General features: G+C 70.5%; 19 protein-coding genes and 1 pseudogene. 13 read left to right on the top strand and 7 right to left on the bottom strand.

The window, feature by feature from the left end; translation table 11 throughout:
- Nucleotides 1-51 precede the first annotated feature (51 nt).
- The 6 genes from ACZ7LS_RS24650 (at nt 52) to ACZ7LS_RS24625 (ending at nt 6,629) form a co-directional block, all read left to right on the top strand.
- Entirely contained in the window at nt 52-513 is a 462-nt protein-coding gene (locus ACZ7LS_RS24650) for a GntR family transcriptional regulator (protein WP_382874942.1), read from the top strand.
- Nucleotides 510-1,475: an ABC transporter ATP-binding protein gene (locus ACZ7LS_RS24645; protein ID WP_385136838.1), complete on the top strand. Its 966-nt coding sequence runs from the start codon at nt 510-512 to the stop codon at nt 1,473-1,475. Before ACZ7LS_RS24650 ends, ACZ7LS_RS24645 begins: the two co-directional genes overlap by 4 nt.
- Entirely contained in the window at nt 1,472-2,437 is a 966-nt protein-coding gene (locus ACZ7LS_RS24640) for an ABC transporter permease (RefSeq protein ID WP_382523793.1), read from the top strand. Before ACZ7LS_RS24645 ends, ACZ7LS_RS24640 begins: the two co-directional genes overlap by 4 nt.
- 358 nt (nt 2,438-2,795) lie before the next feature.
- Nucleotides 2,796-5,024 carry an RNA degradosome polyphosphate kinase gene (locus ACZ7LS_RS24635; protein ID WP_382523790.1) on the top strand — a complete coding sequence of 743 codons (2,229 nt, stop codon included), beginning with the start codon at nt 2,796-2,798 and terminating at the stop codon, nt 5,022-5,024.
- Nucleotides 5,011-6,084 carry a CHAD domain-containing protein gene (locus ACZ7LS_RS24630; protein WP_382667141.1) on the top strand — a complete coding sequence of 358 codons (1,074 nt, stop codon included), beginning with the start codon at nt 5,011-5,013 and terminating at the stop codon, nt 6,082-6,084. Before ACZ7LS_RS24635 ends, ACZ7LS_RS24630 begins: the two co-directional genes overlap by 14 nt.
- Before the next feature lie 140 nt (nt 6,085-6,224).
- Nucleotides 6,225-6,629, top strand: coding sequence for an NUDIX hydrolase (locus ACZ7LS_RS24625; RefSeq protein WP_382524085.1), 405 nt, complete (start codon nt 6,225-6,227; stop codon nt 6,627-6,629).
- 56 nt (nt 6,630-6,685) lie between these two features.
- Here the strand turns inward: ACZ7LS_RS24625 and ACZ7LS_RS24620 are convergent, their stop codons facing one another.
- From ACZ7LS_RS24620 to ACZ7LS_RS24610, 3 genes and pseudogenes are all read right to left on the bottom strand, one after another.
- The gene (locus ACZ7LS_RS24620) at nt 6,686-7,099 is read right to left on the bottom strand and encodes a hypothetical protein (protein WP_385136836.1); all 414 of its coding nucleotides are present in this window, start codon (nt 7,097-7,099) and stop codon (nt 6,686-6,688) included.
- 172 nt (nt 7,100-7,271) lie between these two features.
- Nucleotides 7,272-7,682 (bottom strand): annotated as a pseudogene (locus ACZ7LS_RS24615) (DUF6879 family protein); the annotation flags it as partial.
- Nucleotides 7,683-7,995: 313 nt separating this feature from the next.
- Nucleotides 7,996-8,724, bottom strand: a complete 729-nt coding sequence (locus tag ACZ7LS_RS24610; protein ID WP_385136834.1) for a dienelactone hydrolase family protein — start codon at nt 8,722-8,724, stop codon at nt 7,996-7,998.
- A 619-nt stretch (nt 8,725-9,343) separates the two neighbouring features.
- Between ACZ7LS_RS24610 and pstS the strand changes: the two genes are divergently transcribed.
- The 4 genes from pstS (at nt 9,344) to pstB (ending at nt 13,503) form a co-directional block, all read left to right on the top strand.
- A complete protein-coding gene (pstS, locus tag ACZ7LS_RS24605) occupies nt 9,344-10,471 on the top strand; it encodes a phosphate ABC transporter substrate-binding protein PstS (RefSeq protein WP_385136832.1) in 1,128 nt (375 codons plus the stop codon).
- 121 nt (nt 10,472-10,592) lie between these two features.
- The gene (pstC, locus tag ACZ7LS_RS24600; protein ID WP_382523777.1) at nt 10,593-11,597 is read left to right on the top strand and encodes a phosphate ABC transporter permease subunit PstC; all 1,005 of its coding nucleotides are present in this window, start codon (nt 10,593-10,595) and stop codon (nt 11,595-11,597) included.
- Nucleotides 11,594-12,673 carry a phosphate ABC transporter permease PstA gene (pstA, locus tag ACZ7LS_RS24595; RefSeq protein WP_382523774.1) on the top strand — a complete coding sequence of 360 codons (1,080 nt, stop codon included), beginning with the start codon at nt 11,594-11,596 and terminating at the stop codon, nt 12,671-12,673. The genes pstC and pstA overlap by 4 nt, the downstream gene beginning before the upstream one ends.
- 53 nt (nt 12,674-12,726) lie before the next feature.
- On the top strand, nt 12,727-13,503 hold the full coding sequence (gene pstB, locus ACZ7LS_RS24590) for a phosphate ABC transporter ATP-binding protein PstB (protein WP_382523771.1): 777 nt from the start codon (nt 12,727-12,729) through the stop codon (nt 13,501-13,503).
- Between the two features lie 99 nt (nt 13,504-13,602).
- Here pstB and ACZ7LS_RS24585 read toward each other — a convergent pair whose 3' ends face one another.
- A complete protein-coding gene (locus ACZ7LS_RS24585) occupies nt 13,603-14,601 on the bottom strand; it encodes an inorganic phosphate transporter (RefSeq protein ID WP_129767945.1) in 999 nt (332 codons plus the stop codon).
- Between the two features lie 5 nt (nt 14,602-14,606).
- Nucleotides 14,607-15,227: a DUF47 domain-containing protein gene (locus ACZ7LS_RS24580; protein ID WP_030353473.1), complete on the bottom strand. Its 621-nt coding sequence runs from the start codon at nt 15,225-15,227 to the stop codon at nt 14,607-14,609.
- A 269-nt stretch (nt 15,228-15,496) separates the two neighbouring features.
- On the opposite strand from ACZ7LS_RS24580, the gene ACZ7LS_RS24575 reads away from it, so the two are divergent.
- Nucleotides 15,497-15,862: a metal-sensitive transcriptional regulator gene (locus tag ACZ7LS_RS24575; protein ID WP_382523766.1), complete on the top strand. Its 366-nt coding sequence runs from the start codon at nt 15,497-15,499 to the stop codon at nt 15,860-15,862.
- A gap of 135 nt (nt 15,863-15,997) precedes the next feature.
- Here ACZ7LS_RS24575 and ACZ7LS_RS24570 read toward each other — a convergent pair whose 3' ends face one another.
- Nucleotides 15,998-16,222 carry a hypothetical protein gene (locus ACZ7LS_RS24570; RefSeq protein WP_249954244.1) on the bottom strand — a complete coding sequence of 75 codons (225 nt, stop codon included), beginning with the start codon at nt 16,220-16,222 and terminating at the stop codon, nt 15,998-16,000.
- Nucleotides 16,223-16,409: 187 nt separating this feature from the next.
- Nucleotides 16,410-17,237: an SCO4651 family lipoprotein gene (locus ACZ7LS_RS24565; RefSeq protein WP_382523763.1), complete on the bottom strand. Its 828-nt coding sequence runs from the start codon at nt 17,235-17,237 to the stop codon at nt 16,410-16,412.
- Nucleotides 17,238-17,647: 410 nt separating this feature from the next.
- Between ACZ7LS_RS24565 and ACZ7LS_RS24560 the strand changes: the two genes are divergently transcribed.
- Both ACZ7LS_RS24560 and ACZ7LS_RS24555 read left to right on the top strand, forming a co-directional pair.
- On the top strand, nt 17,648-19,240 hold the full coding sequence (locus tag ACZ7LS_RS24560) for an FAD-binding oxidoreductase (protein WP_385136830.1): 1,593 nt from the start codon (nt 17,648-17,650) through the stop codon (nt 19,238-19,240).
- A gap of 236 nt (nt 19,241-19,476) precedes the next feature.
- Entirely contained in the window at nt 19,477-20,505 is a 1,029-nt protein-coding gene (locus tag ACZ7LS_RS24555) for a COG4315 family predicted lipoprotein (RefSeq protein WP_385136828.1), read from the top strand.
- Nucleotides 20,506-20,539: the final 34 nt, after the last annotated feature.

The raw sequence follows: 20,539 nt of genomic DNA, 5'->3' as shown, positions 1-20,539 counted from the left end.
CTTCTCTTACGCCACCCTTTCACTACTTGCCTAGTGAAAGGGTGGTTGCGGGTGATCGAATACCGCATCGACCGGCGCAGCGGGGTGGCCACCTACCTCCAGATCGTCCAGCAGACCAAACAGGCCCTGCGCCTCGGCCTGCTGGAGCCCGGCGACAAGCTGCCCACCGCACGCGAGGTGGTGGCGGCCACCGCCATCAACCCCAACACCGTCCTCAAGGCGTACCGCGAGCTGGAGCGCGAGGGGCTGGCCGAAGGGCGGCGCGGCCTCGGCACGTTCGTACGGGGCACCCTCGGCCGGGGCTCCGCCGACAGCGCGCTGCGCGCCGAGCTGGCCGCCTGGGCGGACCGCGCCCACGCCGGCGGGCTCGACAAGGACGACGTGACCGCGCTCTTCACCTCCGTGGTCGAGGAGCGCTTCGAGGAACGCCCCAAGCACGCCAAGGGCACCAACGGCACCAACGGCACCGAAGACATCACACGCACCGAGCGCATCAAGGGGGACCACGCATGACTGTCGCGGCGATCGAGGCGACCGGCCTCGGCAAACGCTTCGCGGGGGTGGGACGACGCGAGCACTGGGCGCTGCGCGGCTGCTCCTTCCGCGTACCCGCAGGGCGCGTCTGCGCCCTCGTCGGCCCCAACGGCGCCGGCAAATCGACGCTGCTCGCCCACGCGGCCGGGCTGCTCGCCCCCACCGAGGGGAACGTACGAGTCCTGGGCGCGGCACCGTCCGACGCCCGCGCGCACCTCGCGTACGTCGCCCAGGACAAGCCGCTGTACCCGCAGCTGACGGTCGGCGAGACGCTGCGCATGGGCCGCGAGCTGAACCCGGAGCGCTGGGACGCGGCGGCGGCCGAGCGGATCATCGAGGGCGGCGGGCAGGTGGGCGCGCTCGATCACGGCCTGCGGGTCCGTTCGCTCTCCGGCGGCCAGCGCACTCGCGTCGCGCTCGCCCTCGCGCTCGGCAAACGCCCCGCGCTGCTGCTGCTGGACGAGCCGATGGCGGATCTCGACCCGCTGGCGCGCCATCAGCTGATGGGCGCTCTGATGGCCACCGCGGAGGAACACGGCACCACCGTCGTGATCTCCTCGCACATCCTCACGGAACTGGCCGACGCCTGCGACTATCTGCTGCTGGTGGACGGCGGCCGGGTGCGGCTCGGGGGCGAGGTGGAGGACATCCTCACCGCGCACCTGCTGGTGAGCGGAGCGGCACGGGATCTGGACGACCTGGCGCCGCACACGGTCGTCGAGTCCCGTACGGCGGGGCGCGGACGTACGGCGCTGATCCGGCCGGACGGACCGCTGGACAGCAGCTGGCAGATCACCGAACCCTCCCTGGAGGAGCTGCTGTTGGCACATCTGCGCTCCCCGGACGCGCCCGTCCTGCTCACCCCGAGCGCCGAACCGCCCCACGGCGACGGCGACGGAAACGGCAACGGCGAGCTCGGCCGTACGGCGGTGGCGGCATGAGCGCGCCGACCCTGCGCGGCCCGGTCTGGGTCGCCGTACGCCAGCACCGCCGCGTGCTGTGGGCGGGGACCGCCCTCCTCGTACTGACCGCCGTGATCCTGCTCTACCAGCGGTACCTCGCGACGAGCGCGGTGGGTGATTTCGCCGGAACGGGCTGTTCCATCCAGGTCACCACGGCCGACTGCGGGGACACCGTACGGGGCTTCTTCGACACCCAGTACGCGTTCCACCAGTGGCTCAGCAACACGGGCGCCCTGCTGTTCGCGCTCCCCGGGATAGTCGGCGCCTTCGTCGCGGGTCCGGTGATCGGCAGGGAGCTGGAGTCCGGGACGTACAAGCTCGCCTGGACCCAGTCCGTCTCCCCCGCCCGCTGGCTCGTGGCGAAGCTGGCGGCTCCCGTGGTGTGGACGGTCGTCGGCGGTACGGCGCTGGTGATCCTCTACCGCTGGTCCAGGTTCCAGGGGCCCGAGGGCGTGTACACCGTCTACTGGTACGACAGGCTCGGCTTCGCCGGGATCGGCCCGCTGCCCGTCGCGTACGGCCTCCTCGGCATCGCGCTCGGCGCGCTCGCCGGGCTGCTGGTGCGCCGTACGGTCCTGGCGATGTCTGCCACCGCGCTCGCCGTGGGCGGGGCCATGATCGCCATGATCACGTATGTGCGCCCGTATCTGTGGCCCATCGAGACCGTCACGGGCGACGGGCGCCTCCCCGACCTGGCCTGGACGCTCCAGGACGGCGTCATCCTGGCCTCGGGCGCGCGGATGACCCGTGAGGAATGCGTGACGACGGGCTGGTCGTCGTCCCCGTGCCAGAGCCTGCACGAAGGCAGTAAGCACTTCACCGACTACCACCCCGCCTCCCATTTCTGGCCGCTCCAGCTCATGGAGACCGGGATCGTGCTGGTCGTGGCCGCCGTGGTCGTCTTCGCGGCCTTCCGGGTGCTGCGCCGCAGCCACGCCTGACGCCGGGCGGGAGACGGAACCGGCGGCCGGGCGCCGGAGCTGAGGGCCCGGCGCCGGGGCTGAGGGCCGGGCGCCGGGGCTGAGGGCCGGGCGCCGGTTACGGCCCCCACCCGTGGCCACCGGCTCACCCACGGCTACGGTGGGGCTCCCCGGAGGCGGTACACCGCCCCCGGGGAGCCCCACCCCGCTTCCCTTCACGTCATGTCGCCGTTACCGGCCATTCAGACGCTCTTGCGAGTCTCTGTGAATGCAGCCCGCTGTGCCCCCCACGCCTAACGGCAGGACCAACGGCAGGATCCACCTCGCCCCCGCTCTCTCCGACGCGCCCGTCGTGCCCTCAGCGCGGAACAATAGGGACATGAACCAGCAGCCCGCCGAGGTACCGGTCCAGCATCCCCAGCCGTCCGTCGGATTCATAGCCGCCCACCGGCCCCACACCGTGGCCGCCACCAGCTCCGACCTCGAACCCGATCTCGACGCCGACCTGGACGCGTACGAGGAGGAGAGCGGCCCGGACGGCACCGATCTGCCGCAGGGCAGGTTCCTCGACCGCGAGCGCAGCTGGCTCGCCTTCAACGAACGGGTCCTGGAGCTGGCCGAGGACCCCACCACGCCGCTCCTCGAACGGGCTAATTTCCTCGCCATCTTCGCGTCCAACCTGGACGAGTTCTTCATGGTCAGGGTGGCCGGTCTGAAGCGCCGCATCGCGACCGGTGTCGCCACCCGCTCCGCGTCCGGCCTCCAGCCGCGCGAGGTGCTGGATCTGATCTGGACCCGCTCACGCGAGCTCATGGCCCGGCACGCCGCCTGCTACCAGCAGGACGTCGCCCCGGCCCTGGCCGACGAAGGCATCCACATCATCCGCTGGCCCGAGCTGACCGAGAAGGAGCAGGCGCGCCTCTTCACGCTCTTCCGCCAGCAGATCTTCCCGGTCCTCACCCCCCTCGCCGTGGATCCGGCGCACCCGTTCCCGTACATCTCCGGCCTCTCGCTCAACCTGGCCGTGACCGTACGCAACCCGGTGAGCGGCCACCGTCACTTCGCGCGGGTCAAGGTGCCGCCGCTGCTCTCGCGCTTCCTGGAGGCGTCCCCCTCGCGGTACGTGCCGCTGGAGGACGTGATCGCCGCCCACCTCGAAGAGCTGTTCCCGGGGATGGAGGTGCTGGCGCACCACATGTTCCGGGTCACGCGCAACGAGGACCTGGAGGTGGAGGAGGACGACGCCGAGAACCTCCTCAAGGCGCTGGAGAAGGAGCTCATGCGGCGCCGCTTCGGCCCGCCCGTCCGGCTGGAGGTCGAGGAGGACATCGCTCCCGAGGTCCTCGACCGGCTGGTGCGCGAGCTGAAGGTGACCGACGCGGAGGTCTATCCGCTGCCGGGGCCGCTGGATCTCACCGCGCTCTTCGGGATCTCGTCGCTCGACCGGCCCGAGCTGAAGTTCCCGAAGTTCATCGCGGGTACGAACCGGCAGCTCGCCGAGGTGGAGTCCGCGTCCGCGCCCGACATCTTCGGGGCGCTGCGCAACCGCGATGTGCTGCTGCACCACCCGTACGACTCGTTCTCGACCTCCGTCCAGGCGTTCCTGGAGCAGGCTGCGGCCGACCCGGACGTGCTGGCCATCAAGCAGACGCTGTACCGGACGTCCGGCGACTCCCCGATCGTGGACGCGCTGATAGACGCCGCCGAGTCGGGCAAGCAGGTCCTCGTCCTCGTCGAGATCAAGGCCCGCTTCGACGAGCAGGCCAACATCAAGTGGGCGCGCAAGCTGGAAGAGGCCGGCTGCCATGTGGTCTACGGCCTGGTCGGGCTGAAGACGCACTGCAAGCTCTCGCTGGTCGTACGGCAGGAGGGCGAGTCCCTGCGTCGCTACAGCCACGTCGGCACCGGCAACTACCACCCGAAGACGGCCCGGCTGTACGAGGACCTCGGCCTGCTCACCGCGGACCCGCAGGTCGGCGCGGATCTGTCCGACCTGTTCAACCGGCTGTCCGGCTACTCGCGCCGGGAGACCTACCGGCGGCTGCTGGTCGCCCCGAAGTCCCTGCGCGACGGGCTCGTCTCCCGGATCAACAAGGAAGTCGCGCACCACCAGGCCGGCCGTCCCGCCTCCGTCCGTATCAAGGTCAACTCGATGGTCGACGAAGCGGTCATCGACGCCTGCTACCGGGCCTCGCAGGCCGGGGTGCCGGTGGACATCTGGGTCCGCGGGATCTGCGCCGTACGCCCCGGGGTCGCCGGCCTCTCCGAGAACATACGGGTCCGCTCGATCCTGGGCCGCTTCCTGGAGCACTCCCGGATCTTCGCCTTCGGCAACGGCGGGGAACCCGAGGTCTGGATGGGCAGCGCCGACATGATGCACCGCAATCTCGACCGACGTATCGAAGCCCTGGTCCGGATCACCGACCCGGCCCACCGCGCCTCGATAACCCGGCTGATGGAGACCGGGATGTCCGACACCACGTCCTCCTGGCACCTCGGCCCGGACGGCAACTGGACCCGGCACTCGACGGACGCCGACGGCCAGCCGCTACGGAACATCCAGGAAATGCTCATAGACGCCCGGAGGCGCCGGCGTGCAGCACCATGAAGTGGACACCGACCGGCTTACCTCGTCCGGCCCCGGCGGGCTGACCGCGGGCGAGGTCCTGGCCGGCTACCTGCACTCCCACGCCGCTGACTTCCTGCGCGGCCTGCGGCTGTACGGGGAGAGCGGCGCGGACACGGCGGCGGCGGAGTCGGCCGCCCTGGCACTGCGCGGCGCGGCCCGCAGGATCGGGGGCGGCCTGCATACGTTCCGGCCACTGCTCGACCCCGGCTGGGCCGACCAGCTCCGTACGGAACTGGGCTGGCTGTCCGGCACGCTCGCGCAGGAGCACGCCTGTACGGCGCGGCTGCACCGGCTGGTGGGGGCGCTGGCCAGGCTCTCGGGCGCGGCGCCCGTGCCCGTCGCCGTACCGGCCACGGCGCTCGGTCCGGCACCCGGCGCGCGTGCGGGGGCGGAGCCCGGCGGGCCGCGGCCCGGGACGCTCACCGTCGGCGCGTCCCGCGCGGGCGCGCTGCTGGAACGGCAGCTGACCCTCGCCCGGACACGCTCGCACTCGGCCGCGCTCCAGGCGCTCGGCTCGTCCCGCTTCCACGCGGTGGCGGACGCGGTGGCCGTACTGGCCTCGGAAGTACCGCTGGCACCGCTCGCGGGCGCGCCGGCCGTCGAGGTGCTCGCCGGTCCCGGCGAGGCCACCGAACGGCAGCTGCTGGACGCCGTCGCCGCGCTGCCGCTGGCGCGGGCCGCCCATCCGTACAACGCGGACGCGCTGGTCCACGGCCTGGCGACGTCCTCGGAGGGCGAGGCGCAGGACGCCCCCTGGCATCACGTACGGCAGCTGTTGCGGCTGCACCGGTACGCCCAGGAGGTCTGGTGTCCGGGCGGCGCCCCCGACCCGGTGCTGCTCGGCGCGGGCCAGGCGCTGGACCGGCACCGCGACGCGGCCGAGGCGGCGGCAGCGGCGGCCAACGCGGCCCGCACCCCGCGGATCGCGCCGACGACGGCGTACGCCCTGGGCGTGCTGCACGCGGACCAGCGCCACGAGGTGGAGGCGGCGCGCTTCGCGTTCCAGCAGGTCTGGCAGAAGGCGGCGGTGGCACGGTGACCGCGACGCCGGGCGCGGAGCCGGAGCGGCCCACGGGGCACCCGGGATACTCGGGGTACTCGGGGCACTCGGGGCACTCGGGGCACTCGGGGCACTCGGGACCAGCGGAATCGCCGGGGCCCGAGGGGCGCGGGCAGGGCATCGTCCGCGCGGGCGGGTGCGTGCTCTGGCGCCGCTCGCCGTACGGGGGCGGCGGCACGGAGATCTGTCTGGTGCACCGGCCCAAGTACGACGACTGGTCCCACCCCAAGGGCAAGCTCAAGCGCGCGGAGGACCCGCTGGCCGGGGCCCTGCGCGAGGTCCTGGAGGAGACGGGCCACCACTGCGTGCCGGGCACCCGGCTCGGCACCGTGCGCTATCTGGCACAGGGCCGCCCCAAAGAGGTCACGTACTGGGCGGCCGAGGCGACGGACGGCACGTTCGTCCCGAACGACGAGGTCGACCGCATAGCGTGGCTGTCCCCACCGGCGGCCCGCGACCGGCTGACCCAGCCCCGCGACCGACTGCTGGTGGACGCGCTCCTGAACGCGCCACCCGCGACGTAGCGCCTGCCGGCAGAAAGCGGGCTGGGTCACGGGCCCAGGCGTCGGGGTCCCGCGGATCACGTCGTGTACTCCAGCTCAGTCACGGCGGCCTGCCTTACGAGCAGGGCGAGTTCGGCCACGTCCAAGGCCGCGAGGAACCGCACGAGCGCGTCGCGCGTCTCGTGCACGCGCTCGGCCAGCGCCGCACCGCTGATTTCGCCGGGCAGAATGATCCGACGGAACGCAGGCTCCTCTATCGCACCCGCGATCAGCTTCTCGGCCAGCCACACCGGGGTGCGCTCCCGGATGGCGAATGTCAGGCGGACGCTGTCCTCGCCAGTGTCCGCCACGTACGGATTGTGGACCCAGCCCCTCGGCAACAGCGGCGATTGCCCTGCGTGGAGATCGAACTCGGCGTCCGGGCCGGCGGCCTCCCAGTCCGGGATGTAGTTCTCGCGCCACACCCGCCAGGATTCGCTGAACTCCCTCATCGGCGCTTCCACGGGCGGGCGCCACCCGCAGCCGCCGCCAAAGCGCCTGCCGTCATGCCGGAGTCCTTCCGCATCTCACGGAGGCGCGATCCGAGGGCTTCCTTGGCTTGCTGGACGCTCGACGACGGCGACGACGGGGCCACAGGAGAAGTGCGCCTGTTTCACTTGTGGCTCAGGACGGCCTGTACTCCTCGTGCGGCACTGCCCGTTGCCACACCGCCTCGAAGGCCGCCGAGCAGAGCTGTGCGACGGCGGGATCAGTCGTGCGCTCCTCGTCCCCTTCCGGGGACAGCTCCCCTTCCCCAGTGAAATGGAGAAATACGACCAAGCTGTCGTCAAACAGCCAGAAGTCGTTGCCGGGGAGTGCCAGATCCGACGCCTGACGGCGCGGAAGCCAACGGACCTGCTCGCCGCCGGCGGCGTTGCCAGCCGTCAGGTGGTGCTCGAACCGGATGTAGTCGCTGATCGGCTCGGAGACGATCCGAGCCCGGCGAACCGCTACTCCGCGGCCGGTGATCTCACGCATCAGCTCCATCCAGGGACGCTGATCCGGGTCGCTGTCGGCGGAGCATGTGCAGAGCCATGACGGCCTCCGGCTTCGCGGCCAACGATGTCTGTACCTCAGCTTGCGGCGAAATCACCTGAGGAGACAGGAACTTGCATGAACTTGCACAGATTCACCGGTCGGCGGCCCGCGACCGGCCGACACAGCCCCGCGACCGGCCGCTGGTGGACGCGCCCCTGAACGCGCCGCCCGCGAGGCAGCACGGGCCCCTGCCAGGAGTTCAGCAGGGGCCCACGGTGCGGAGAGCCGCGAAGGGCCGGGGCCTGTCCTTGATGAGCGGCTGTGCCGGCCCGCATCAGCTACCGTCCGCTGCCGGTCCGGCGGCCCGGCCTCACTTCAGATGCCGGGTGAAGAACTGGGCCGCGGTGTCCCCCGCGAAACTCGGGACACCGGTGTGCCCGCCCATATTGGCGTGCAGGGACTTCTCCTTGGAGCCGAAGGCGTCGAACAGGTCCAGGGCCGCCTGCCGGTCGTTCCCCTCGTCGTCCCACTGCAGCAGGACGTGCAGGGGGATGGTGACCTGCCGGGCCTCCTCGAACACGGCGCGAGGCACGAAACTCCCGGCGAACAGAACGGCGGCCGAGACGCGGGGCTCGACCACCGCCAGCCGGATGCCGATGGAGATCACTCCCCCCGAGTACCCGGCCTGGCCGCCGATCCCGGGCAGCGGAAGGAGGGCGTCCAGGGCGGCCTGCCACTCCGGGACCGCCTTGTCGACCAGCGGGAGGATGAGGGCGTCGACGATCTCGTCGCTGACCGGCTCGCCTGCCTCCATCGCCCGGCGCAGGTCGGCGCGGGCCTGCTCGACGGCGGGCCAACGGGGCCGGTCGCCGCTTCCGGGGAGCTCGATGGTGGCCGTCGCGAAGCCCTCCGCCGCACACTGCCGGGCCCGGGACACCAGTCGGGGGTACATCGTGCGCAGCCCGAGGGGAGGGTGGCCGAGCAGGATCAGCGGCGCCGGTGCCGACGCGGGTGTCCACAGGATGCCGGGGATCTCGCCGAGGGTGAATTCACGTTCGAGGACGTCGTCGTCGAGGCGCCGCTCGGAAATGAAACGCATGGTCGTGCCTTTCGGGAGTGCGCTGGAACGGCGCTCCCGGACGACCCGCCTATCGCCCGACCGTGACCCCGGAGGGGAGCACCCATGTCGATACTGCGTTCACGGGTACCACCTCCTCGGTCTCTCGCACGGCCTCCGGGAATGTAGCAGTGGCCGCGCTCGTCCCCAACGGGTTTTCCCGGAGTCTCCAGGCCGGATGCCACGGCGACACCACACGGAGCTGCACACGGAGCCGCTCGGGGTCGCGTCGCGGCTTCGCGCCGGCGCTGCCGTTCCTCCTGAACATCGAACACGACGTAGCAGTCATACGCGGCATATCGGTCCGTACCCGACACGAGGCCACGTAGCGCGCCCAACGCGGCGCCCCGCCGCTCAACATGTGGCGCTTTCGTGATCGCGAGTGCGCCCTCTGTACACCCGGCCGGGTGTACGCCACGCGCGCCAAAACCACACCGCCCCGCGAGGTTCACCTTCCGTTCACTCGCCCCCGTTGGCGGCTTCACCTGATCTGCCTAATTTCGGCCTTACACGGTGACGGTCATAGCGCCGCACCGGCCACCCCGACGCACGCCGCCGTACAAAGGCTCAGACCGGCGGCTCCTGGAAGGAAACACCCGAAGTGAAGCTTCAGCGCAAGAACGGGCTGCGCGCCACCGCGCTCGGTGCCCTCGCCGTCTCCGGCGCCCTGGTTCTCACGGCGTGCGGTTCGGACGACAACGCCCCCGAGGGCACGGCGACGAAGTCCTCCGCCGCCACGAGCGCGGTGTGCAAGGACGCCAAGGGCCAGCTGCTGGCGTCCGGTTCCAGCGCGCAGAAGAACGCCATGGACCTCTGGATCAAGAACTACATGGCCACCTGCACCGGCGTGGAGGTCAACTACAAGTCCTCGTCGTCCGGCGAGGGCATCGTCGCCTTCAACCAGGGCACGGTCGGCTTCGCCGGCTCCGACTCGGCGCTGAAGCCCGAAGAGGTCGCCGACTCGAAGAAGATCTGCACCGGCGGCCAGGGCATCAATCTGCCGATGGTCGGCGGACCGATCGCGATCGGTTACCGCCTGGAGGGCGTGGACAGCCTCGTCCTCGACGCCCCCACGCTCGCCAAGATCTTCGACAGCAAGATCAAGAGCTGGGACGACGCGGCGATCAAGGCGCTCAACCCCGACGCCAAGCTCCCCAAGAAGCCGATCCAGGCCTTCCACCGCTCCGAGGACTCCGGCACCACGCAGAACCTCGGCAAGTACCTGGGCGCCACGGCCGCGTCCGACTGGAAGTACGAGGCCGAGAAGAAGTGGCCCGCCCCCGGCGGCCAGGCGGCTTCCGGCTCCTCCGGTGTCGCCACCCAGGTGAAGCAGGTCGACGGCGCGATCGGTTACTTCGAGCTCTCCTACGCCACCTCGCAGCAGATCTCGACGGTCAAGATCGACACGGGCGCCAGCGCCCCGGTCGAGGCGACCTCCGAGAACGCCTCCAAGGCCATCGCCGCCGCCAAGATCAAGGGCACCGGCAAGGACCTGGCCCTGGACCTCGACTACACCACCAAGGCCGACGGCGCCTACCCGATCGTCCTGGTGACGTACGAGATCGCCTGCGACAAGGGCAACAAGCCCGAGACCCTGGCCACGGTCAAGTCCTTCCTGACCTACACGGCCGGCGCCGACGGTCAGGCGCTGCTCTCCGAGGCCGGCTACGCGCCGATCCCCGCCGAGATCAACGCCAAGGTCCGCGAGACGGTCGACTCCCTCTCCTAACCACAGAGCGACAGGTAACGGCCGCCGGTCCAGCGGGATCCCTCAGGACCGGCGGCCGCCACCTCATCCGGTGCACCGCCGCCAGGGGAGCCAGCCCTCCCCCACACAGACCGGAAAGACCATGGCTTCCACCACATCGATAGACACCCCACCACCCCCGCGGCCCCCGCGTGCCGGCCCGCCGTCGGCGACCACCTCCACCGGGCGTGCGGGCGACAAGATCTTCTCGGGCCTCTCCAGAGGCTCGGGCATTCTGCTGCTCGTCATCATGGCGTCGATCGCGGGGTTCCTCGCCTACCGCGCCTCCATCGCCATCTCCAAGGACGAGGGCAACTTCCTCACCACGTTCGACTGGAACCCCTCCGCGTCCCCGCCGGTCTTCGGCATCGCGGTCCTGCTCTTCGGCACGGTCGTCAGCTCGATCATCGCGATGGTCATCGCGGTTCCGATCGCTGTCGGCATCGCGCTGTTCATCTCGCACTACGCGCCGCGCAAGGTGGCCGCGCCCCTCGCCTACGTCGTGGACCTGCTGGCCGCCGTGCCGAGCATCATCTACGGCATCTGGGGCGCCCTCGTCCTCGTGCCGTACCTCGGCGGCCTCAACTCCTGGCTCGACCAGTACTTCGCCTGGACGTACATCTTCGACCAGACGCAGCCCGGCGTGGCCCGCAACATGCTCACCGTCGGCATCCTGCTGGCGATCATGATCCTGCCGATCGTGACCAGCGTCAGCCGGGAGGTCTTCCTCCAGGTCCCGCGCATGAACGAGGAGGCGGCGCTCGCCCTGGGCGCGACCCGCTGGGAGGTCATCCGGCTCTCGGTCCTGCCGTTCGGACGCTCCGGTGTCATCTCCGCGTCGATGCTGGGACTCGGCCGCGCGCTCGGCGAGACGATGGCCGTCGCCACGGTCCTCTCGCCGAACTATCTGATCTCGCTCCATCTGCTCGACCCGGGCGGCGGCACGTTCGCCCAGAACATCGCGGCGAAGTTCGACGAGGCCGATGAATTCGGGCGCGACGCCCTGATCGCGTCCGGTCTGGTCCTCTTCGTCCTCACCCTGCTGGTGAACGGCGCGGCCCGTCTGATCATCGCGCGCCGCAAGGAGTACTCGGGGGCCAACGCATGAGCCACGCAGCTGTCAAGGACGCACCGACCCAGGTGCCGCCCCCGGGCGGCCCTGGCAGCCTCAGCCAGCGCAGCCTCCCCCGCTGGGCACCGGCCGGCTTCGCCCTCCTCGGCGTCCTCGTGGGCGCGGGCATCGGCGCCGCCGCCGGTCTCGACAGCAAGGTCCAGTGGGGCCTGATCGCGGTCGTCGCCTTCGTCGTCATCTCGTACGTCGCCACGACGGCCGTCGAGAACCAGCGCCAGGCCAGGGACCGGCTCGCCACCAGCATCGTCTGGGTCTGCTTCGTCCTCGCCGTCATCCCGCTGTTCTCGCTGCTCTGGACGACGATCAGCCGCGGCATCGAGATCCTCGACGGGTACTTCCTGTCGCACTCCATGGCCGGTGTGCCCAGCGCCGAGGTGGGCGGCGGTGTCTACCACGCGCTCCTCGGCACGCTGGAGCAGGTCGGTATCGCCACCGTCATCTCGGCGCCGATCGGCCTGCTGACCGCCGTGTATCTGGTCGAGTACGGCAAGGGCGCGCTGGCCAAGGCCGTCACGTTCTTCGTGGACGTCATGACCGGCATCCCGTCCATCGTCGCGGGTCTCTTCATCCTGTCGATCGTGCTGATGTTCAAGATCGAGCCGTCCGGTCTGCTGGGCGCGCTCGCGCTGGCGATCCTGATGATCCCGGTCGTGGTCCGCTCCACCGAGGAGATGCTCAAGCTCGTACCGAACGAGCTGCGCGAGGCGTCGCTCGCCCTCGGCGTACCGAAGTGGCGCACGATCCTCAAGGTCGTCCTGCCGACCGCGATCGGCGGTATCACCACCGGTGTGATGCTCGCGATCGCGCGTATCGCCGGTGAGACCGCGCCGATCATCCTCCTCGTCTTCGGCAGCCAGCTGATCAACCCGAACCCCTTCGAGGGTGCGCAGTCCTCGCTGCCCTTCTACATCTACGAGCAGTACAAGGCCGGCGAGGTGGCCTCGATCGACCGTGCCTGGGCAGCGGCCCTGGTGCTGATCGCGTTCGTCATGATCCTCAACCTGGTGGCGCGCGGCATCGCCCGCTGGAAGGCCCCGAAGACCGGCCGCTGAGGCCTCGATATCCGGCTCCGCCGCGCGGGGCCACGAAAGAAGCAGTGATTGACATGGCCAAGCGAATCGACGTCAGCGGTCTGACCGCCTACTACGGCTCCCACCGGGCCATCGACGACATCTCGATGACCGTGGAGCCCCGCTCCGTGACGGCCTTCATCGGCCCGTCCGGCTGCGGCAAGTCCACCTTCCTGCGCACCCTCAACCGCATGCACGAGGTCACCCCCGGCGGCCGGGTCGAGGGCAAGGTCCTGCTGGACGACGAGAACCTGTACGGACCGAACGTCGACCCGGTCGCGGTGCGCCGTACCGTCGGCATGGTCTTCCAGCGTCCGAACCCGTTCCCGACGATGTCGATCTTCGACAACGTCGCGGCGGGCCTGCGGCTGAACGGCAAGGTCCGCAAGAACGAGCTTGCCGAGGTCGTGGAGAAGTCCCTCAAGGGCGCCAACCTCTGGAACGAGGTCAAGGACCGCCTGAACAAGCCCGGTTCCGGCCTCTCCGGCGGCCAGCAGCAGCGGCTGTGCATCGCCCGCGCGATCGCGGTCGAGCCGGACGTCCTGCTGATGGACGAGCCCTGCTCCGCCCTCGACCCGATCTCCACCCTCGCCATCGAGGACCTGATCGGGGAGCTGAAGGAGCGCTTCACGATCGTCATCGTGACGCACAACATGCAGCAGGCGGCGCGTGTGTCGGACCGTACGGCGTTCTTCAACCTGGCCGCCGTCGGCCAGCCCGGCAAGCTCATCGAGATAGACGAGACCGAGCGGATCTTCGCCAATCCGTCCGTACAGGCGACGGAGGACTACATCTCCGGACGCTTCGGATAGGCGGCAGCCGTCCTGCGGTGCTGCATGGCGGTGCCACCGCACGGCGAAGGGCCCGCCCCCTCTCCCAGGGGGGCGGGCCCACTTCTTTGTACGGGTGACTCAGCCGAAGGCGAGGTTCACCAGCCAGAAGCTCACCGCCGCGACGAGTGCCGCCGCCGGCATCGTGATGAACCAGCCGAGGATGATGTTCTTGGCGACCCCCCAGCGGACCGCGTTGACCCGCTTCGTCGCCCCCGCGCCCATGATCGCCGAGGTGATGACATGCGTCGTGGAGATCGGCGCGTGGAACAGGAACGCCGAGCCGAACATGATGGACGCGCCGGTCGTCTCCGCCGCGAACCCCTGCGGCGGGTCCAGCTCGATGATCTTCCGGCCGAGCGTCCGCATGATGCGCCAGCCGCCCGCGTACGTACCGAGCGACAGCATCAGCGCGCAGACGATCTTCACCCAGACCGGGATGGCGTCTCCGGAGTCCTCCACATCGGCGATGACCAGCGCCATCACCACAATGCCCATCGTCTTCTGCGCGTCCTGCAGACCGTGCCCGAGCGCCATACCCGCCGCCGAGACGGTCTGGGCTATCCGGAAACCGCGCTTGGCCTTGTGCGGGTTGGTCCTGCGGAACAGCCACATGATCGCGACCATCACCAGATATCCGACGACCAGGCCGACCACCGGGGAGACGAACATCGGGATGACGATCTTCTCCAGCACCCCGCCCCAGATGACATCGGTCCCGCCGGCCAGCGCCGCGCCCACCATGCCGCCGAACAGCGCGTGGGAGGACGAGGACGGAAGCCCGAAGTACCAGGTGACCAGGTTCCAGACGATCGCGCCGACCAGCGCGGCGAAGAGGATGCCCATCCCCCGCGATCCGTGCGGCGTGGCGATCAGGCCCTCGCTGACGGTCTTGGCGACCCCCTGGCCGAGGAACGCGCCCGCGAGGTTCATCACCGCGGCCATCGCCAGCGCCGCACGCGGGGTCAGTGCCCGGGTCGAGACCGAGGTGGCGATGGCGTTGGCGGAGTCGTGAAAGCCGTTGGTGTAGGTGAAACCGAGCGCGACGGCGACGGTCACGATCAGCGCGAAGGTGTCCACGTGGTTCAGGACTCCTTGACCGCGATGGTCTCCACCGTGTTCGCGACGTGCTCGAACGCGTCGGCGGCCTCTTCGAGCACGTCGACGACCTGCTTGAGCTTGAGCACCTCCATGGCGTCGTACTTGCCGTTGAAGAGATGGGCCAGCAGCTTGCGGTGGATCTGGTCCGCCTGGTTCTCCAGCCGGTTGACCTCGATCCAGTACTCGGTGAGGTTGTTCATCGTCCGCAGATGCGGCATGGCCTCGGCGGTCAGCTCGGCGGCGCGGGCGAGCACCTCGATCTGCTGCTCGACACCCTTGGGAAGCTCTTCGATGTTGTAGAGGACGACGAGATCGACGGCCTCCTCCATGAAGTCCATGATGTCGTCGAGCTGGGACGCGAGGCTGTAGATGTCCTCACGGTCGAACGGCGTGATGAAGGAGGAGTTGAGCTGATGGAAGATCGCGTGAGTGGCGTCATCGCCCGCGTGCTCCGCTGCCCTCATCCGCTCCGCGATCTCGGCCCGGGCGGAGGAATCCGCCCCGAGGAGTTCCATCAGGAGCTTGGAGCCCGTGACGATGTTGTCCGCGGACGCGGCGAACATGTCATAGAAGCTCGTCTCCCTGGGGGTCAGACGAAATCGCACGTGGGGTCCTCGGGTTACATGGGATTCGGTCAGGGGTGATGCTAGGCGCAACATCCGGCCACGGCTAACCGGCAAGTTCCCAGTGTCACTCATGCCGGCAAGGCGGAAAGCACAGGCCCCTGCCCCGGGCCCCAGAGACGGGTAACATATACCCAGGTAGGGTATACACCCCTTTTCGGACAGCACCATCACAGCACCACCATCATCACCATCCACCGGCATCCACCGGCATCCATCGGTATCAGCTGACAGCACAACGGGAGGACGCGATGACGACCACTGAGGCGGCCGGCGTGACGGGCACCGCCGACGCCGTCACCACCGCCGCCGTCACCACCGATCACGACCGCGGGGTGCACGGCTACCACAAGCAGAAGGACGAACACCTCAAGCGGCTGCGCCGGATCGAGGGCCAGATCCGCGGCCTCCAGCGGCTGGTCGACGAGGACGTCTACTGCATCGACATACTGACCCAGGTCTCCGCCTCGACGAAGGCGCTCCAGTCCTTCGCGCTCCAGCTCCTCGAAGAGCACCTGCGCCACTGCGTGGCCGACGCCGCGGTCAAGGGCGGCGAGGAGATCGACGCGAAGGTGGAGGAGGCGACGAAAGCGATCGCCCGGCTGCTCCGCACCTGACGCGCCTGTGACGCACCCGACACGTCAGACGGACGTGACGTACCTGACGTACGTGACGCACATGACGTTCGCGACGCCGACCGCCAACCCGCCAACCCGCCGGCCGCCCCATGACCACCGGGGCGGCCCCGGCGGTCACTCCCCGCAGGAGTCTCTTCGCCTGGGCCCCCGTGACGCCCCTGGATGGCGAGGGGCGGCGGGCCGTTCCGCCCTCACGTTCAGCACCTCGTCGATACGGTCCGGGCTGAGCCGTTCCCCGTCCGCGGCCGACGCCGCGATCATCAACTCCCCGCACCACTCGATCTCGGCGAGGGCCACGTGGTCCTGGACGTTCGGCGTGCGCAACAGAGCCACGTGCATTCACCTCTTCCTGCCGGTGTCGACTTCCTAGCGTAGGGAGCGTGATACACACCGCGCATGGCACGTCCGGACCATTTCCGCCTTGGTCCTCTGTGGTTACGGCTTGATTTGATCTTGCCGATCGCGCCATGAGGTCTTCGCGTTCCACACACCGAGCATCACACCCCGCGGCGCGGCGCGGCTCGGCTCAGGACTTGATCTCTCCGGCGAAGATGTCGTCCTGCGGGGGCAGTGTGACGGCGACCCGCTCCCCGAACGCGTACAGCAGCGTCGTCGAGGCGACCGCGACCGTACGCCCCTGGTTGACATAGCTGAACCGGTGCCTGACCTTGCGCAGCCGCCCGGCCTCGTCCAGATACGCGTCGAACGGCACCGCGTCCTCGCCGAACCCCTTCGCCGCCGCGCCCAGCGCCCCGCGCGCGTACGGCGACGCGGCCTTCGCGGCCCGCCCGATGTCGGTGACGCCCTTGTAGTGCCAGACGCGGGTGCCGGCGAGATCCTGCTCGCCGACAAAGGTCACATTCCTGGCGGCACGCAGCAGTTCGGCCGCGGTCAGCGGATCCGTGGCCCCGCCCGTGACCAGATTCCCGTCCTCCAGCGTGGTCGAGTCGACCCTGACCCACTTGTCGGCGGGCACTCCGGCGCCGCGGTTCTTCATGTACAGCGCGCCGGGCGAGAGCAGTTCGGTGATCGGCCGGTGCTCGCTCGCGCCCGCGGGCTCCTTGGGCAGGACGACCCGGAGCCGCCCCATGCGCTCCCCGAAGTCATAGCCGCCCTCGCCGCGGATGGTCACGCGCGTCCCGCCGGCCGCCATCTCCATGGACGTACTGGCCTTCGAACTGCCCGACGCGAGCAGCGCGTCGGCCGCCCTCAGCACGGCCGCGGGATCACTGCCGGGCCGGTCGTCGGCCACGGCTCCACCAGTCCCGGAGCAGCCGGCGGTCGTGGCCACGACCCCCGCCATGGTCACGACGGCGAACGCCACGCCCCTGCGTCTGTGCTGCTGCACCACCATCGCCTGCCAACCCCCAACGCCTGACCGCCGCTTGTCCGAAGCCCACCCGCTCCGGATAACGACGCCCGGCGTTCCTCGTCACGCCGGGCCGGTCACGGGACGCCTACGCCCCGGTACCGTGGAGATGTGTGCGAGCAAGACACCTCTGATCCCCCCACCGCCGCCTCGAAGCCCCCCTCTTCTCCCTCTTCGTCCAGATCCCCCGGAGCCTCTTCCCGTTCCGTCCCGGCGCACCACGAGACCACGACCGTCGAGCGTGGCTCCTTCTGCACGGCCCGCTGCGCCTGCGGCTGGTCGGGCCATGCCCGCAGATCGCGCGACCTCGCCCGTACCGACGCCGCGACGCACGCGGCCCACGCGGCCCACGCGACGGCCCAGCCACCGGCCCGGACGGCGAAGAGCTGAGGCGGATGGAACGACGCTCACTGCTCACCGCGGCGGCCGGTCTCCTGGTCACCGCCGCCACGGCGACCGCGTGCACCGGCGACGGCGTCCCGGACGGCAAGCACGGCGCGGGCGGCCGTACGACCAGCACGCCCGCCAAGAGCCCCGCGAGAACACCCCCCGGTGGTGCCCCGAGTTGGGACGCGCTGGCGCGGGGGCTCGACGGTGATCTCGTACGGCCGGACGACGCCGCGTACGAGACCGCCCGGCAGCTCTACAACACCCGCTTCGACACCCTGAGGCCCGCGGCCATCGCCTACGCCCGGGGCGAGGACGACATCACGGAGTGCCTCGCCTTCGCCAGGACCCACGGCACGCCCGTCTCCATCCGCGGCGGCGGCCACTCGTACGCGGGCTGGTCCAGCGGCAACGGCCGGCTCGTCATCGATGTGACACGGCTCGACTCGCTGCGGGGCGCGGCCACGGACGGCACGGTCGGAGCCGGAGCCCGGCTCGCCGATGTCCACCGGGCCCTCGCGGACGCCGGCCGTACGATCCCCGCCGGTTCCTGTCCCACCGTCGGCATCGCCGGGCTCACCCTCGGCGGCGGACACGGCGTGGTCGCCCGCGCCTACGGCCTCACCTGCGACAGCCTCGCCTCCGCGACCCTCATCACGGCCGACGGCACACGGCTGACCGCGGACTCCGAGCAGCACACGGACCTGTTCTGGGCGCTGCGCGGCGCGGGCAACGGCAACTTCGGGGTCGTCACCGAGCTGCGCTTCCGTACGCACCCGGCGCCCCCGGCCGTCGCCGCCTCCGCGAGCTGGCCGTGGTCGAAGGCCGACGCACTGCTCGGCGCCTGGCAGGAGTGGGGCCCCGACCAGCCGGACGAGATCTGGTCCGCACTTCATCTCAACGCCGGTCCTGGCGGCGTCGACCCGACCCTGTCCCTCTCCGCCTTCTCCCTCGGTGGCGAGGACGAGCTGAAGAACGCGCTCGACCGGCTCGCCGACGGACCGGGCGGCCCCGGCCCGGCGCGGTTCATCTCCGTGCGGCAGCGCGACTACCAGGAGGCGATGCTGATCTACGCGGGCTGTGCCGGCCTCACGGAGGAGCAGTGCCGGCTGCCCGGTACGACCCCCGGCCGCGGCGAACAGGGCGCGCTCCGGCGCGAGACCTACTCCGCCGCCTCCGACTTCTACGTCCGCCCGCTCTCCCCCGCCGGCCGGGGCGCCCTCATCTCCGCCTCCGAGAGCTTCACCCGGCTCCCGGCGTCCGGGGGCGGCAGCGGCTCCCTCACCCTCACCGCGCTCGGCGGCGCCGTCAACCGGGTGGACCCGCTCGCGACGGCCTTCGTCCACCGGGGTTCGCGGGTGCTGGCGCAGTACATCGCGGGGTGGGAGCCGGGCACCTCCGGATCCGCCCAGCGCGCCTGGCTGAAAAACACTCATGGAGCGATGCGCCGGCACGCCTCGGGCGCGGCGTACCAGAACTACACCGACCCGATGCTGACCGACTGGCGTGCGTCGTACTACGGCGCGGCCGCGGACCGGCTGGCCCGGCTGAAGACGCGGTACGACCCCGACCGCCTCTTCGATTTCCCGCAGGCGCTGTGAGCCTTGGGGCCCCGGATCCTTGCGGCCCCGGATCCTTGCGGCCCCGGGTTCTTGCTGCCCGGGTTCTTGCTGCCCGGGGTCCTTGCTGCCCGGGGTCATCGGCTGCCGCTCGTAGCCCGTACGGCTCACCGAGGTGGCCGTGAGGGCCAGTTGACGATGGCCTGTATCTAGCAGGCGGGGGGCCGGCAAGCGGGGGGCTCATCCCGACTCGCAAGGGCGTACCCATGCACGGACCCATGCACGGACACGGATCCCGGATAGCCGCGCTGGCCGCGGCCACCGTTCTCCTTCTCGCGCTCGGCGGCGGCGCCGCCACAGCTGTGGACAGGCCCACCGAACCGGGTCAGCTGACCCTCATCAACACCGCAGTCGGCCGGGTGATCGCGGACAAAATCGGCAATCCGCTCTATATGCGGACGGCTGATGAACCGGACAACCCGGACTGCACGGGCGAGTGCGCCGACGTCTGGCCGGCCGCGACCGGCTATCCGACGAAGGGACGGGGTGTCACCAACGACACCGCGCAGACCGTGCTGAACGCGGAGAACAGCGATCAGCCACAGGTCATCTACAACACGCACCCGCTCTACTACTACTCGAAGGACAAGCCGCACCTGCCGCGCGGGCAGCACGTGGACGGCTTCACGCTCGTCTCCCCGAACGGCAGCGCGATGGTGCTGCCGCTGAGTGCGGGCCCCGATCCGGACCCGGACCCGGCGGTGTCGGGGACGACGTCGTCCACGTCCAGGGCGAAGCCCCCGGCGACGCCGACGCGCACCAGAGCGGCCCCCACTCCCCCACGCACCCCCACACGTGCTCCGACACGTGCCGCCACCAGGGCACCCACGAAAGCGCCCACGAGAGCGGCGCCGAGGACACCCACGAAAGCGCCCACGAAGGCGCCCACAAGGGCGGCGACACGGGCGGCGACAAAAGCGCCTACGCGAGCCGCTACGAAGGCGCCGGCAGCACCGGCGACCAGGGTGCCCACGCCCGCCGCCCGCGTGACCCCGGCTCGTACGGCCGCCCCGGCGGTCCCCCGTACGACCACCGGCACCTCCACCACCCCCTCGGTCGGGGGGCTGACGATCACGCCGTCCGGCGCGGCGCGCGGAGGCGCGGACCACCCGACCGCCGCCAACCCGTCGGGCAGCTACGGCGCGGCCGAACTCTCCCTCGCCATCGGTGCCACCGCCGCGGCCTCGGCCGGCACGGTCCTCGTGGTGCGCCGGTTCCAGCGCCGTTCGACGGGGGGACAGCACTGACCGGCACGGCGGGCCGGGCGGGCATATCCAGCAG

Source organism: Streptomyces sp. NPDC039430 (assembly GCF_055639435.1).
Note: the sequence above shows the minus strand (reverse complement) of the source record. Positions and strands in the feature narration are given on the sequence as shown.

What these genes read in the sequence shown, in the direction of transcription:
- ACZ7LS_RS24645 (WP_385136838.1), top strand. Translation starts at nt 510, where the DNA reads ATGACTGTCGCGGCGATCGAGGCGACCGGCCTCGGCAAACGCTTCGCG.
- ACZ7LS_RS24640 (WP_382523793.1), top strand. Translation starts at nt 1,472, where the DNA reads ATGAGCGCGCCGACCCTGCGCGGCCCGGTCTGGGTCGCCGTACGCCAG.
- ACZ7LS_RS24635 (WP_382523790.1), top strand. Translation starts at nt 2,796, where the DNA reads ATGAACCAGCAGCCCGCCGAGGTACCGGTCCAGCATCCCCAGCCGTCC.
- ACZ7LS_RS24620 (WP_385136836.1), bottom strand. Translation starts at nt 7,099, where the DNA reads ATGAGGGAGTTCAGCGAATCCTGGCGGGTGTGGCGCGAGAACTACATC.
- ACZ7LS_RS24610 (WP_385136834.1), bottom strand. Translation starts at nt 8,724, where the DNA reads ATGCGTTTCATTTCCGAGCGGCGCCTCGACGACGACGTCCTCGAACGT.
- pstC (WP_382523777.1), top strand. Translation starts at nt 10,593, where the DNA reads ATGGCTTCCACCACATCGATAGACACCCCACCACCCCCGCGGCCCCCG.
- pstA (WP_382523774.1), top strand. Translation starts at nt 11,594, where the DNA reads ATGAGCCACGCAGCTGTCAAGGACGCACCGACCCAGGTGCCGCCCCCG.
- pstB (WP_382523771.1), top strand. Translation starts at nt 12,727, where the DNA reads ATGGCCAAGCGAATCGACGTCAGCGGTCTGACCGCCTACTACGGCTCC.
- ACZ7LS_RS24575 (WP_382523766.1), top strand. Translation starts at nt 15,497, where the DNA reads ATGACGACCACTGAGGCGGCCGGCGTGACGGGCACCGCCGACGCCGTC.
- ACZ7LS_RS24570 (WP_249954244.1), bottom strand. Translation starts at nt 16,222, where the DNA reads ATGCACGTGGCTCTGTTGCGCACGCCGAACGTCCAGGACCACGTGGCC.
- ACZ7LS_RS24565 (WP_382523763.1), bottom strand. Translation starts at nt 17,237, where the DNA reads ATGGTGGTGCAGCAGCACAGACGCAGGGGCGTGGCGTTCGCCGTCGTG.
- ACZ7LS_RS24560 (WP_385136830.1), top strand. Translation starts at nt 17,648, where the DNA reads ATGGAACGACGCTCACTGCTCACCGCGGCGGCCGGTCTCCTGGTCACC.
- ACZ7LS_RS24555 (WP_385136828.1), top strand. Translation starts at nt 19,477, where the DNA reads ATGCACGGACACGGATCCCGGATAGCCGCGCTGGCCGCGGCCACCGTT.